The 13,147-nt window shown below is 66.2% G+C and carries 15 protein-coding genes; 1 reads left to right on the forward strand and 14 read right to left on the reverse strand.

Annotated features, from left to right (window positions below; all coding sequences use genetic code 11):
* Nucleotides 1–5: 5 nt before the first annotated feature.
* Complete coding sequence (locus tag ELEN_RS04335; RefSeq protein ID WP_041691710.1) at nucleotides 6–266, reverse strand: TnpV protein; 261 nt, start codon at nucleotides 264–266, stop codon at nucleotides 6–8.
* Between the two features lie 599 nt (nucleotides 267–865).
* On the opposite strand from ELEN_RS04335, the gene ELEN_RS04340 reads away from it, so the two are divergent.
* Nucleotides 866–1,999, forward strand: a complete 1,134-nt coding sequence (locus ELEN_RS04340) for a hypothetical protein (protein WP_015760236.1) — start codon at nucleotides 866–868, stop codon at nucleotides 1,997–1,999.
* 109 nt (nucleotides 2,000–2,108) lie between these two features.
* On the opposite strand, the gene ELEN_RS04345 is transcribed toward ELEN_RS04340, so the two are convergent.
* From ELEN_RS04345 to ELEN_RS04405, 13 genes are all read right to left on the reverse strand, one after another.
* A complete protein-coding gene (locus tag ELEN_RS04345; protein ID WP_015540179.1) occupies nucleotides 2,109–2,678 on the reverse strand; it encodes a hypothetical protein in 570 nt (189 codons plus the stop codon).
* A 15-nt stretch (nucleotides 2,679–2,693) separates the two neighbouring features.
* Nucleotides 2,694–3,818 carry a hypothetical protein gene (locus tag ELEN_RS04350; RefSeq protein WP_015760237.1) on the reverse strand — a complete coding sequence of 375 codons (1,125 nt, stop codon included), beginning with the start codon at nucleotides 3,816–3,818 and terminating at the stop codon, nucleotides 2,694–2,696.
* Nucleotides 3,819–3,833: 15 nt separating this feature from the next.
* A complete protein-coding gene (locus ELEN_RS04355; RefSeq protein ID WP_174262968.1) occupies nucleotides 3,834–4,916 on the reverse strand; it encodes a hypothetical protein in 1,083 nt (360 codons plus the stop codon).
* A 282-nt stretch (nucleotides 4,917–5,198) separates the two neighbouring features.
* Entirely contained in the window at nucleotides 5,199–5,528 is a 330-nt protein-coding gene (mihF, locus tag ELEN_RS04360; protein ID WP_015540176.1) for an integration host factor, actinobacterial type, read from the reverse strand.
* Between the two features lie 43 nt (nucleotides 5,529–5,571).
* The gene (locus tag ELEN_RS04365) at nucleotides 5,572–5,865 is read right to left on the reverse strand and encodes a hypothetical protein (RefSeq protein WP_015760239.1); all 294 of its coding nucleotides are present in this window, start codon (nucleotides 5,863–5,865) and stop codon (nucleotides 5,572–5,574) included.
* A gap of 872 nt (nucleotides 5,866–6,737) precedes the next feature.
* Nucleotides 6,738–6,992: a helix-turn-helix domain-containing protein gene (locus ELEN_RS16300; protein WP_015540174.1), complete on the reverse strand. Its 255-nt coding sequence runs from the start codon at nucleotides 6,990–6,992 to the stop codon at nucleotides 6,738–6,740.
* Nucleotides 6,993–7,163: 171 nt separating this feature from the next.
* Nucleotides 7,164–7,544, reverse strand: coding sequence for a DUF192 domain-containing protein (locus ELEN_RS04375; RefSeq protein WP_015760241.1), 381 nt, complete (start codon nucleotides 7,542–7,544; stop codon nucleotides 7,164–7,166).
* 25 nt (nucleotides 7,545–7,569) lie between these two features.
* Nucleotides 7,570–8,436, reverse strand: a complete 867-nt coding sequence (locus tag ELEN_RS04380) for a type II secretion system F family protein (protein ID WP_015760242.1) — start codon at nucleotides 8,434–8,436, stop codon at nucleotides 7,570–7,572.
* A 26-nt stretch (nucleotides 8,437–8,462) separates the two neighbouring features.
* Nucleotides 8,463–9,353, reverse strand: coding sequence for a type II secretion system F family protein (locus tag ELEN_RS04385; protein WP_015760243.1), 891 nt, complete (start codon nucleotides 9,351–9,353; stop codon nucleotides 8,463–8,465).
* 1 nt (nucleotide 9,354) lies between these two features.
* Nucleotides 9,355–10,695, reverse strand: coding sequence for a TadA family conjugal transfer-associated ATPase (locus tag ELEN_RS04390; protein WP_015760244.1), 1,341 nt, complete (start codon nucleotides 10,693–10,695; stop codon nucleotides 9,355–9,357).
* A complete protein-coding gene (cpaB, locus tag ELEN_RS04395; protein WP_015760245.1) occupies nucleotides 10,685–11,983 on the reverse strand; it encodes a Flp pilus assembly protein CpaB in 1,299 nt (432 codons plus the stop codon). Before cpaB ends, ELEN_RS04390 begins: the two co-directional genes overlap by 11 nt.
* 39 nt (nucleotides 11,984–12,022) lie before the next feature.
* Nucleotides 12,023–12,655: a pilus assembly protein TadG-related protein gene (locus tag ELEN_RS04400; protein WP_015760246.1), complete on the reverse strand. Its 633-nt coding sequence runs from the start codon at nucleotides 12,653–12,655 to the stop codon at nucleotides 12,023–12,025.
* Nucleotides 12,655–13,146: a TadE family protein gene (locus ELEN_RS04405; protein WP_015540172.1), complete on the reverse strand. Its 492-nt coding sequence runs from the start codon at nucleotides 13,144–13,146 to the stop codon at nucleotides 12,655–12,657. Before ELEN_RS04405 ends, ELEN_RS04400 begins: the two co-directional genes overlap by 1 nt.
* Nucleotide 13,147: the final 1 nt, after the last annotated feature.

Genomic DNA, 13,147 nt, shown 5'->3' on the forward strand with positions numbered 1-13,147 from the left:
GGCCCCTACATGGCCTCGATGATCTCCTTGATCGCGATCTCGGTCGCCATCGCCTCGGCGGAGTTCGCCTTTTTGATGAAGCTCGGAAGGTCGCTCGAGCGAAGTTCCGGCGTCGCCCCGCACGACTTCATGCAGCCCGGCGTGAGCTCGCTGATCCGGTTGCGGTACGCCGTCTCGATCTGCTCGAGATACGATTCCGTCTCCCCGGATGCCTTCAGCTCGGCTACCTTCTCCGGCAGGTTGTCCAGCATGAACTGGTACCTCATGCCGCGTACTCCCGTATACGGTTGCTTCAGGACGGCCATCTTCGTCTCCCTTCCGAGATGCGTCGGCGGGCGGCTCGCCCGCGATTTGGTTTACATAAGACCGCGACTCGGCGGCTTTGTCAACGGCATTCTCCGTGTTTTCAGTGACGGCGAACAGGAAGTCGTCGGTCATGGCGAAAAGGGAGAGCTGTCCTTCTGCCTGAAGCGTCTTGCGGGAGCGGCGCGCCATCGGTGCCTCGCCTTCATGGTCTGGTTTGCGTTATCTCGGATACCGTATCCCCATGGGACGCCAGCGCCAACGCGCCTTCCCGAACGGGAAGCGACGGCCCGGGGGAGCCTCGACCGAGGCATGGCGTCAGATGTCGTTTCCTCTATCCCGGGTATTCAGATAATGACGGTTGACGTTGGGAAGAATTAACCACGGACCTGAAATTAACTTTATGCCGTGGGTACGATTGCGATTATGGGCAGCAGTTATCTAGGTTGGTGTTGTTTGGCAAATGATCAGAAGCGTATTCATCGCAAGGAACCGAAACACTGGCTTCCATTCGCTGTTCGAGGTAATCGGGTCCGACAATCCGGTACCGGCGACAGCGCCTATGGACTTCGATCTGGCCGAGCACTTGCTTCGGTGGGGCACGCTCGACGAGCTCGTCGCGGCAATCTCGGAATCGGGCCCGCTCATCGATCGCAGTATCTATAAAGAGGAGAATAGGCGGTTGTCTATCAACGAGGCCATCGAGGTCGTGGAGGAGTCCGTCGGCGGCGAGCGTGGTTTCACGCGTTGCGACGAAGACTTCCTCTATCTCCAACTGTGCCTTGAGGGGGTGTCTGCGACGGGCAGCGCCTCGTCTCTTTATCCGTCTCGGGCCTCCGTCTCGCGCGATATCGAAAGGCACGGCCTTATCGAATCCGATGGCCTTGCCGAGCTGAGAAGGTGGCGGGAGGCCGATCCTGGATGCACTGTCGTGGTCGAGCCTCTGGAGGATATCGTACTGTGCCGAAACCTCGGGTCGTTGGTACTGAGGCTGACGGCGAACATCAGGTCCGGATGCGGCGACGTACTCGAGAGAAGCGGTTTCAGGCACTTCGACAAAATACACCGATCCCGCATCGCCGGGGAGCTCGAGGACTCCTATTACGTCTTGCCGTTTAAGCATAACTCGTCTTTTGACAGAACTCTCAACTACTCGTCGAAGTGGTTCGAGAACGTCTTCGGCTATATGGTCATCAACCCGTTGGAGACGCGGATTCTCGACCTGAGTCCGAAGAAGGACAAGGTTCTTTTCGGATCAGTCCCCAACGCGGTTCTGATAACCGCGCAGATAAAGACCGGCGAGGGCGCGCCGTTCTTCGACGTCTGCTGGAAGCCGGAAATCGAGAAGACCCAGCTGTATCTCAGCATCGATGATGGAGGCAATCAGAGAGACGAAGCGGTCGCTTTCGTGGAATCTACCGTCGAGATGCTGCGCGGGCTGACTACGAAAGACGGCGAACCCCTCGGATGGTCCGTAAGCGAGCCATCGATTTTCGATAACGAGCCTTTGCCCAGGTATCTATTCCACTCCGCGGCTGCATCGATGTTCGGCTCGATTATCTACCGTTACGGATATGTCCCCGCGACGTGTAAGAATTGCGGGAACGGCATTTTGGTTAAAACCAGGGGGAAGAGACGCGAGTTCTGTTCCCCGTCGTGCAGGACGCAGTATTCGAACCGAAAGGCGGGACTCTAGGGGAATCCGCCTTTCGCTCTGGCGATGCGCTCTCCGCCCTAGTGGCGCCGGCCCGGGCCTCCCCGGTCGGTTTCTTTACTGCATGCAGGAACATTCGGACCTCCGGAAATCAGTGACGCGCGAGATGCGTGGCGGCATCTTCCATCTGGACACGGCTGCGCCGTGCGGCAGCCGCCGCCCTATGCGCTAGGTCGACCGGACTTTCCGCCGGAGCTTCCGGGTGCTGCTCCGCGCCTGCTTTCCCATTGGGGGTATTCGCGCCCACATCGCCCTTCTTTTCCATATCCAAGGCCTCCTTCTCACTGAGTCCGCTGAGGACCGTGCAGGTGCCGCCGAACCTCGCGAAGCCCCAGCGGACGTCGGCGAGGGCTTCCGATGGAGTATGGTCGTCATCCGCGAACGTCTCGAATCTCTTGAAGATCTTGCCGGCCAGGTCGCGCGGGGTCTCGAAGACGAGATCGGACATGTAATCGACTCCGTCGAGCCACTTCCCCTCACGTAAGAGATCGTCCTTTCCGACCTCGAACAGGAACGTGAGCCGGGTCGAATCGGGTTCCTCCAGATCGAACTGCGACGTCGCCGCCATGGTCTCGAGCCTTTGCGAGAAGACTGCGACGTCGTCTTCCCCGATGAGCGCGGCGGCTCGGTCCGCCGGCATCTGCCTTACATTGAAAGCCATCACACATACCTCTTTCTATCTGTGAACCTTGATGTCTGCGCTTCCGGTCTCACCGGCATGCGCTGCCGCCTTGGCGGCTGCCGCTATGGCCGCGGGGCTCATGCCCTTCGCAGGCGCCTGCGCGAGGGCATCGACGGCCGCGCCGACCTTCGCCTCGATCTCGTCGCAGCGCGCGGAAACCCTCTCGCACTCCTCCTTGACGTACTTGAGTGCCGCCGGGACGGGGACGCCGAGCTCGCGCATGGCGCTCTCCGCCTCGGCGGAGAGCGCCGCGAGGTCGAAGTCGCGGGCAAGCCTCGCGCTCGGCATGTCGTGTCGGATGGAGACCGTGGAGCCCCCGAACGAGAGGGGGGAGGACTGGAAGCCGTGCCAGCCGAGGCGCCTCGAGCTGAAGGTGAGGATGGTGCCGGTCTGCGGTCGCACGGTCGCGCAGAACCCGTCGGCGAGCGTGCAGGAGATCTCGATGTCGCGCCCGTGGACCGTGACCGTGCCGAGCTCGCGGGACCTGTCGCGGCCGAGCGTGCGGACGACGTTGAAGTCATCGGTCATCAGCCGGTCGAAAAGCTCGACATCGACAGACGATGCGCGAAGCTCCTCCATGCTGTCCAGAAACGCCAGGATGCTCTCGCGCGCCTGCATGCCCAGGCCCTCGATGAGGGGGCGGGAGCGGTCGAGTCTGGCGATATCTACGAGCGTGAGGTCCTGCATGAGGCGGCGCGCGTCCACCTCGCTGATCGAGGTCCTGAAGTTCTTGCCGATCCACTGCGACGCTGCGAACGGGTGTCCCGCGAAATCGATCATCGAGGCGCCGGCACCGCCGAGCTCGATGCAGTTGCGGCGTACCGATTCCGCTACCGACTTCGCCGCGGCGTCGATCGCGTGCGCGTCCCGGCCGTCGGCGTAACCCTCGGCGACGCGGTCGAGCGCGAGCAGGCGGGCGCCGGCGAAGATCTCGGCGGTGGGGTAGATCGCCGCGTCGGCGACGCCCTCGCCCAGGCCCTCCAACGTGCCGTCGTGGCAGATGAGTGCGCCCGAGATGCGGTCGATGGAGGCCTCGCTGCAATCGAAGCCGCCGTGCTCTGATTGGAAGGCGAGGCAGATGCCCTCGCCGTCCGTCATGGTTGCGTGTTTTCTGGTCATGGTAGCTCCGGGAGTCTAGTGCTTGGGCCCGCGTGCCTGCGCGGGCTCCTCTTCGGCGGGCTTGGCCGCGGGAACGGCCTCGATGATTTCCTTGGCGACGGTCCACAAATTGATGCCCTCCGTGGCGCGCATGCGGAAGTCTTCGTCGAAGTACTCGGCGTCCGCACGCGCATGCTCAAGTGCGGCTTCGGCGAGCATGGTGCCGATTGCCGCGAAGGGGTTCTCGTAGATGCCGGACTCGTCGACGTAGCCGTATTCGATCATCTCGTCGATGCCTTCCAGGAGGGGACGGCCGATCTCGTCGGCCATGTCGTGGTAGTCATCGAGGTAGGATGAGGCGGTGTCGTGATAATACATGCCGTCGCCGTGGCCGCCCTCCTTCCACTCCAGGAGCTTCCCCTTGGCCTCGGCGAAGGCGGCCTCCATGGGATTGATGGCATCCGGCAGCTCGGGCATGTCCTCGAATTTCCTGTCCGCGAGCAGGCGTCCGATCGCGCGCTGGTTCTGCTCGGTGGCGACGGCGAGCGCCCCGAGGAGCACCGGCATGTCCCGGTCCTTGAGCTTTTCGTAGAACGCGAGCTTGTCGAGCGCGATAGAGCTGTCCTCGGCGCGGCGGCACGCCTCCAGCGCCTCGCGGTACGGGTCGAGGTCTGCCAGCTCCTCGCGCACGCGGTCGCGGACCACCCCCAGGGCGAGCTCGGATGCCTTGCAGATGGGGGAGGTGATCAGGAAGAAGCCCGTTTCGTCGGAGAGCTGGAAGGACAGCGACTTGCGCCCGTCCCTGTATTCCTGGATCCCGGCGGTCCATCGACCGCCGGACATGTTGGCGACAAGCGTGGCCATGCGTTTGACTGACTGGGTGAGCTGATCGTCCAGCTCATTACACTCGTCCAGGTAAAGGGACCCGGAAAGCCAGAGCTCGGCCGCCTCGCGATTCGAGAAGGTTTCGCACGTCCGGGTGTCCGGGTCGAAGTCGTACGCCTCCCAGGTGGCGACGCCGAGTTCGTTGCCGCAGCGTCGGACGAGGTTGCGGCCGGTCTCGACTTCCATTCCGGGCTCGACGGCACGCGTGAAGTCCTCGCCGTAGAGCGAGGCCATGCGCTCCGCTTCTTCTTTGTCGCTGACGTCGTAGTTCCACAACATGGCGGTCGGTCCTTTCATCGGGCGCCGTCCGGCGGCGCGGGTATATTCGCCATCGATGCTATCCGCGCTGGACCCCGACCGCCCCCGCGCCCGTCCATGTTTCCCGAACGGGAAGCACTCACCCGCACCCCAGACGCCCTGGAACGCGAAAGGGAAGAGCCGCCGCCCGATGGGCGACGGCTCCGGGGCCTCGCATATGGTTCCTCATTGCCCGTTGGGGCAACGCAGCGTGCGCATCTACCCGAAAAGCTCGATGAGCTTTTCGGCCTGGCGCTGCCCGATGCCCGCGACGCGGCGGGACTCCGCGATGCCGATTGCGGTCATGGCGCTTTGCGTCTTCGCCGAGCCGATACCCGGCAGGGCCATGAGCAGACGCTTCGCCTTGATGCGCCCGACGACGGGATTATCCTTGCCCTCGGCCAGGGCGGTCGCGATGGTCACTTCGCCCGATTTGACGCGGGCAAGGTACTCGGCGCGCGCGGCGCGCATCTCGGCGGCGCGCTTCAGTGCGGCGGCCCGCTGTTCGGGGCTGAAGTTGTTCCCGAAGGCGGCCTTCTTCTCGGTCATGGTCGTTTCCTTTCAGTCCTGCGGAATCGCGGTCGCGACCCGCCTAGAGCCATTCGACTACGGTATCGCCGGAATGGACCGAGGCGAAATCGACGCACAGGGTCCGGCGGCGTCCCGGCTGCGTGTGCCTGCCGTCGTTCACGGTGAAGATAGCGAAGCTGTCGAACACTTGCGCGAGCGTGCAGCGCACCTTCGCGAGGTTCGCCGCGGTGCCGCGTTTCGAGCCCATGTGCCCCGAGATGGTCGCCCGATGGCCCACCTTGCCCAAAAACTGTTCGCGGTATTCGGCGATCGTGAGCCGCCCGTCCCTCGCGGGATCGCACTCCCAACCGAACAACTATACCGCCGCCATGCAGAGCATATGGGCGCCGTGTTCGCCGGCAGGGTCGATGATCGACTTCATAGATACTCACGCCTTCAAGAGATCTTTCAGATTCGGCAGGAGGTATACCCCGCAACTGCCTAAAAGATGCGCTCAGACCGCATAAACCTTACATCCTCGACCGGATATGGAGAAATGGGGCCGCCAGATGGAACGCCGCGCCACAAGGTAGAATCGATAGCAAGCGGAACCCGTTCCTTATGCTGTCACACCTTGGGAACGCGGGCAACGCAGGTGCGCGCCCCGGGGCCGGGCGAAAACGGCCCCTCTCCCTTCCCTCAAAACATATCTCCGATTGCAAGCGGCGCCCTGCCGAAACCGACAGGGCGTTCGCCCTGTTCATCCGCAGGAGACCCAAGGGCGATATGTACCCGGACGCCATGCCCACGGGCTACCGTCAATCGTCCCAACGGATCATCGTCAATCGTCCCAACGCAGCAGGTAGACGCCCATATTAGATTGGCTGGAATTGAAGGGCGACGCACCCCGCGAGCAGGCGGGCGGCGGGGTTGTCGCAGAAAAAGGCCGGGAGTGCAGCCCGGCCTTTAAACCTGAAATCCGCATCGCCCGCGTAACTGGCTAGCAACCTGCGCAGGGTCCGCTTCGTTCACCTGTGATTCTACCCGGTGGACCGGAGTTGATACGCAGATGCCCGGGGTGGAGCCCGGGCATCTAACCAAAGCTGAAAACTAGGCCGCCCGCGCTCCTTGTTGCTCACACGGGGACGCATCGTCTTCTACGGCCATCTTACCCAACTCCGGCAAGGTATAGACGCGCCCTCAGATTCTATATTTGAGCATATCGACCTCGGCCGTCCGCCGATCTCCCTAGCGCTTCGCAAGTGCGGCGATAAGCTCGGCGCGCTGCGCTTCCGTGAGACTGTCCGCATTGCGGGCTACGTGGTGCACGGCGTCATCCAGCTCCTGATCGCAGGAGGTTCCGATGATGTCCGACGGTTCGACCCCGAGGGCGCGCGACATCGCGGCGATCGTGGCAGGCCACGGCAGCCGCTCGCCGTTGACGTACCTGCTCACCGAGGCCGGTGTGAGGCCTGCCGCCTCGGCAAGCTCCTTTTGACTCATACCCCGTTCCGCCGAAGCCGGCCGCGAGGCGTTTCCCACATCCGGCGGCCCTACGGGACGGATGGGGTCCCTCCATGCCGCCACCCATGGAAAACGCGAAGGCAAACCGGGCGCGATACCCAAAAGCCGTCTGCCTACACAGGCAGACGGCGGCATTGCGGCCGAAATCGCCTATTTCCTCTTCTTCGGGCGCGCGATCTCGGCCGGTCTGTCCGCGGGGTCGAACGACCCGGCGCGGAACTCAACGCAGCCGGTGGCGCCGCGCGGCGCGGCGAAGAACCGCCAGGGCTTGAGCGCGACATCGAGCGATACCGCATCGAGCTCGCCGGGCTCGCCCTCGCGCACCCAGACGACGTCGATGGGCACCCGCATCATGCAGGTGTGGATCGACCGGCAGCCGGGGAAGTACAGGCCGCACGCCTCGGGCACCTCGCGTTTGAGCATGAGCCCGCAGAAGCGCTCGAGAAAGCCCCGGCAGGTATGGGTGAGGATCGGGACCCTCTTGCCCGAGGCCGTGACGGCCACGGCCTCGTCGAGATATCTGTCGTTCATATCGGATGGCTCCTTGATCGGAAGGTTAGAAGAACTGACCGAGCTGTAGGATCATCGGCGCGAGCATGAGCATGATGATCGAGGGCAGCATGAGCAGAAGCATGGGGAAGAGCATCTTGGTGGACAGCTTGTTGGTCATGTCGTCGACCCTCAGGCGGCGCTCGGTGCGGACGGACTGCGCCTGCATGCGGATGATGTCGACCAGAGAAGATCCCGCGCGCTCCGCCTGCACGAGCGATGCCGTGAAGAAGGTGATCGAGTTCACCTGGGCGCGGTCGGCCAGTCCCAGCAGGGCCTCGGAACGGCTCGAGTAGGCGGCCTCCTTGGCGACGCGGGCGAAGGCCTCGGCGATCGCCCCGTCCATGCGGGTGCCGACCGATGCCAGCGCGCCCTCGAACGACGACCCGGCCGAGATGCAGATGGCCATGAGGTCGAGCGCGTCGGGCAGCTGGCGGTCGAGCTCGTCGCGCCATTCGGCGCGGCGGGCGAGCAGCCACGCCTGCGGCGCGGCGAGCCCGGCGACGGCGAGCGCGCCCGCCGCTGCGAGCCCCTGCACGCCTCCGACGAGCGGCATGGCGATCAGCCCCGCGGCGGCGCCGGCCGAGAACGACGCCACGCGGATGGCCCAGAACGACGCGGCGGGCATGGTGACGCCGGATCGCGAGAGCATGTCGCGCGTGGCGTCGGCGACCTTCTCGCTCATGGGGACGTAGCGCGTGACGCTGTAGGTGAGCGTGTCCAGGCGCGTCTCGCCGCGCCGGCGCCGGCTCGGCCGCTTGACCGGGCCCGACTCGATGCCGCCGAGCCGCCTGAGCCCCAGGAAGGACAGCAGGCCGGCGACCGTGGCGGCGCAGAGCGACAGCGCGACGCCGCGCAGGATTTCGATGTTCACGGTGCTTCCAATCTATCCGGCGCCGCCTAGTCGAGCTTGACGTCGCCCATCTTCCTCATCATGAGGTAGGCGAGCGTGTCCAGCACGACGGCCAGCGCGATAAGTGCCCAGCCGGAGGGCTGGCTGTAGAACTCGCGGTGGGAGGGCGAGATCGCGAGCAGCGCCGCCATCATGAAGACGGGCAGGCCGACCATGATCTGCGACTCGATGCGGTTCAGCGAGGTCTTCGACCTGATGGCCTTGCGGGCCTCGACGCGGGCGCGGACGGTCTGGCCGACGTTCTCGGTGATGTCGGCGAGCGAGCCGCCGGTCTGCTGCGAGATGTCGACGGCCGTGGCGAACAGGCGCAGGTCGCGGCTTCCGGTGCGGTCGGCGACCTTGTCCAGCGCCTCGGGTACCGGGGTTCCGGCGCGGATATCCGAGGTCAGGCGCCTGAACTCGGACTTGATCGGGTCGCTCATGTTCTCGGCGACCGGCCCGATGGCCTGTGCGACCGACGACCCCGCGCGCAGGTTCGACGCGATCAGCGGCATCGCCTGGCCCAGCTGCTCCTCGAACTTCTTCTTGCCGGAGTCGCGGCGGACCTTGAGGTAGAGGGGGAACCCGGCCGCGCAGACGGGGAGCAGCAGCAGCGACAGGGGTCCGACGCCGAGCGCGAGCGCAGTGAGCGCCGGCAGCGTCGCGGTCGCCGCCCACACGATTTCGGCCTCCTGGACCGACAGCTGCGGGGACGCCTGCTCGCAGACGGAGACGAGCGCCGCGGCGACCTTGCCGCTCGGCCGCTCGTCTGCGGACTCAACGCCGGCCTGCTCGCGGGCGATGCGCCCGCGGCGCGCGATGACGAGCATCGCGACGCCGAGCGCAAGACCTGGCAGGGCCGGCAGCAGGTTGACGATGTTGGAAAGCGACCCGCCCATGCTAGAACACCGCCTGGGGGTTGAACCAGTCGTCATCGACGAAGACGCCCTCGTTCGCCATCTTCTCGATATGGCGGCGCATGAAGCGCTCGCCGGTCGGGACGAACCAGCCGGAGTGCTCGGGGTCGTTCGGGTCGTGCTCGAAGCGGACGATCGGGGCGATCGTGACGACGTCGCCCTGCATGCCCTGGACCTCCGCGATCTCGGTCACGCGGCGCACGCCGTGGGAGCGCTCCGTGTAGATGATGAAGTCGATGGCCTGGCTGATGTACTCAAGGATCTCGCGCGAGGACATGCCGGTGTTAGCCTGCTGGACGAGCGTGCGCAGGCGCGTGGGCACCTCGCGGCAGTTGTCGGCGTGGATCGTGGTGAGCGAGCCGTCGTGGCCGGTGGTCATGGCCTGGAGCATGTCGAAGGCCGCCGCGTCGCGGCACTCGCCGACGATGATTCGGTCGGGGCGCTGGCGCAGCGCGTTGGTCACGAGGTCGCGGTAGTCGATCCGGCCCTTGCCCTCCACGTTGGCGTCGCGCGTCTCCATGCGGGCGACGTGCGGCTGGTTCAGGCGCAGCTCGGGCGTGTCCTCGATGGTGATGATGCGCTCCTCGGGCGGGATGTAGAGCGAGATGGCGTTGAGCAGCGTCGTCTTGCCCGATCCGGTGCCGCCGGCCACGATGGTGGACATGCGGCCCTGCACGATGGCGCGCATGATCTCGAGCATGCGGCCGTCGAACGACCCGTTGGCCATCAGGGCCTCGGGGGTGAGCGCGTCCTTGCGGAACTTGCGGATGTTGATGAGGTGGTGGTCGACCGCGACGCCCTTGAGCACCGCGTTGACGCGCGAGCCGTTGAAGGGCGTGCCGGGCCGGACGATGGTGCAGTCGCACAGCGGCGAGGCCTCGTCGCAGCGGCGGTTCATGCCGGCGGCGATCCGGTCGATGGTGAACTTCACGTGGTCGTCGTCCTCGAAGCAGACGTCGGTGAGCATGAGCCTGCCGGAGCGCTCGACCCACACCGACTCGGGCCCGTTGACCATGATCTCGGAAAGCGACTCGTCGTACAGCAGGTCCTCGAGCGGCCCGAAGTAGTACAGGTCGTTGATTGCCGCGCGCAGCACCTCCTGGTAGGCGTCGTCGGCGATGCGGCCGGTCTGGTCGATGAAGCGCTCGGGCACGAGGTGGTAGAAAGCCGGGTCGTCGATGATGGGGCCGATGACCGAGGCCGCGTCGCGGTCGCGACTGCGCACGTCGGCGTCGGGCTGCTCGGTCTGGTTGTCGGATGAGAGCTGTTCACGCGCGGCGCGGTATACGGCGCGCTCGAGCGCGATGAGGTCCCTATTCAGCATCGCTGGCCCCCTCGGCGGTCTGCGGGATGGCCGTGAGCGTCACGTTCGGGTTCGCCACGATGGCCGCGGCCTGGTCCTCGGTGACGTCGAGCGTCACGAGCGAGTACCCGGCGTCCGGCGAGCCGGACAGGGCGGAATCGAGGGCGATGATCTTGACGTTGGCGCACACCGTCTCGGCGCTCGACGTCGCGCCGTCGGAGACGACGGCCATGACGTTGACGCGGTCGCCGACGCGCAGCAGCGGCGACAGGCTCTTGGAGGAGTCGAGCGACAGGGCGATGGCCACATGGCCGTCCTCGATGGCCGACGTGATGTGCGCCGGCGAGCTCGATGCCTGGAGGGAGGACAGCGAGATGGAGGTCCCGGCGGTCTGCGTGGTGAGCGAGGTGTGGCCGGCGACATCCGAGACCTTGGTCGCGGCGTCGGTCGGGCAGTACGCCTTGGGGACGGCCTGCGTCTCGAGGTCGGCTTCGGTGATGGTCTCGCCGGCGGCGACGTCGCGGTTGGTCACGACGACGTTAACGGAATTCGCCTCGTTCTTGGCGATGATCGCCGAGGACTCCGCGACCCGCATGCCGGAGAACACGGTGGCTCCCACCGACACGGCGATGGCCGCGGCGGCCACCACCGTGAGCGCGCGCGTGCCCTTCGAGGGGCCGGCGGGGGCGGGCTTGGGCGCCGCGCGCCGCGGCGCGGTCGAGGGATCGCGCCCCTCGGCGGGCTTGGCATCCTTCTTGCCCTCGGCCTTGCCGAAGCGCCCGCGGCGCTTCTCCTCGCGGCTACCGCCGCGCTCCTCGGCAGCGGCCTCGGTTTTCGCACCGCGGTCATCGCCGGCGTAGGCCGGGCGGCTCGGCTCGGGGCGGTATGCGCTCTCCTGCGCGGGCTCGTGGCGGTATGTATTCTCCTGCTGGTGGACGTCGGCCTCCATGCGGCGGGCGTCGCGCGCCTCGCGGCGGGGTGCAGGGGCTCCCTGCGGCGCGGACGGGGACGCGGGCTGCGGGGCCGGGGCCGATTGGCGCGGCGCGGGGCCGTGCTGGTCCTCGTAGGCGGGACGGCCCTGCGCGGGTCGCTCGTCGCGGCGCTGCGGGAAGGGCGCCCCCTGCGGTGCGGACGGGACGCTTGCCGATGCCGCGGGCATGCCCGTGATGGGGTCGATGGTACCGCCCGCGGCGGACTCGAGGCGCGCGAGGTCGGCGCCGATCGCGTCGGCGCGGCCGAAGTCGCCGCGGTTGATGGCCTCGGCCCTCATGGCGCGAAGTCGCTGGATCTCGTCTCGGTTATCGTTCATGTAGCTTGGTTCCTTTCTCGGGGACGGCCGCCGGCCGTCTCAGTCTCCGCTTTCCCCGCTGCCTGGGTTTCCCTTGGCCGCCGCCGCGCCGCGCACGGCGTCGAGCAGCGCGCCCGGGGCGTCGGCGAGCCGGGTTGCCGTCTCCTTGCGGCCGGTCACGGTGCCGTCCTCGAACGTGGCCTCGAGACTCCCGTTGCCGACGGCCGCCGGCCGGTACACGTTGCCGGTCGAGTAGGGATGGATGGTCCAGACGGCCGTGGACCTTGCGGTCAGCTTGTCGCGGCCGGCGAGTTTGAGGAAGGTGGTCTCCGTATCGTTGGAAAGCCTCACGTAGACGCCCGCGTAGCGGTCGTTGGAGCCCGACTCGGACTCGGGCAGCTCCGCATACCAGATCTCGGCGGTGCCGGTGTATCCGTTGTCCGAAAGCAGCTCGACGACCTCCTCGCGCGCCTCGCGCCCGGGGTTCTCCGAGTACTTGACGGCGTTCGACATCCCGAGCGACGACTGCCGGACGGCCTCGAGCACGGCTTCCTGGCCGGTCTTGGCCGAATAGGCCGTGCTGACGTCCACGCCGAGGCCCACCGCGATGAGCAGGCAGCTGATGGCCACGACGAAGATGACGGCGACCTGGCCGGGAAGGCCGCGGGTACGCAGCGGTTTTCGCGATGCCATCACAGCACCTCCCAGTCCGTATAGGTCGTATAGCTGTGCGAGACGTGGCGCGTGAGGGTCGTCTTGCGCCCGAGCGAGAGCGGGTCGTTGTACTCGTAGGCGATATCGGCCTCGACGGCGACGCGGCGCGTCTCGGTCCTGAGCGTCGAGGCCCCCAGATCGCTCGCGATGGAGTCGCCGTCGTTGACGGCACCGCTTGTATCGGCCTTGACGCGCGCGTTGGTCACGGTGAGCCTGCTCTTGTCGAGGTCAGTGCCGTCGCAGACGAGGTCGCGGACGAGCTCGTTTCGGTCCTGCTCCTGCCATCCGGCGGGAAGCGCGTCGGCGAGCGTCGCCAGCGAGTGCTGGATCACGGTGTTCTGGTAGGAGAGCATCGCGAACGACCCGATGGCGAAGAGGAACGTGAGCAGCACCGGCATGATCAGGATGAACTCGACCGAGCCCTGGCCGGGAAGGTGCGCATGCGCGCGTGCCGTTGGAAAGGCTGCCATG

The sequence above is a fragment of the Eggerthella lenta DSM 2243 genome (genome assembly GCF_000024265.1).
GTDB lineage: Bacteria > Actinomycetota > Coriobacteriia > Coriobacteriales > Eggerthellaceae > Eggerthella > Eggerthella lenta.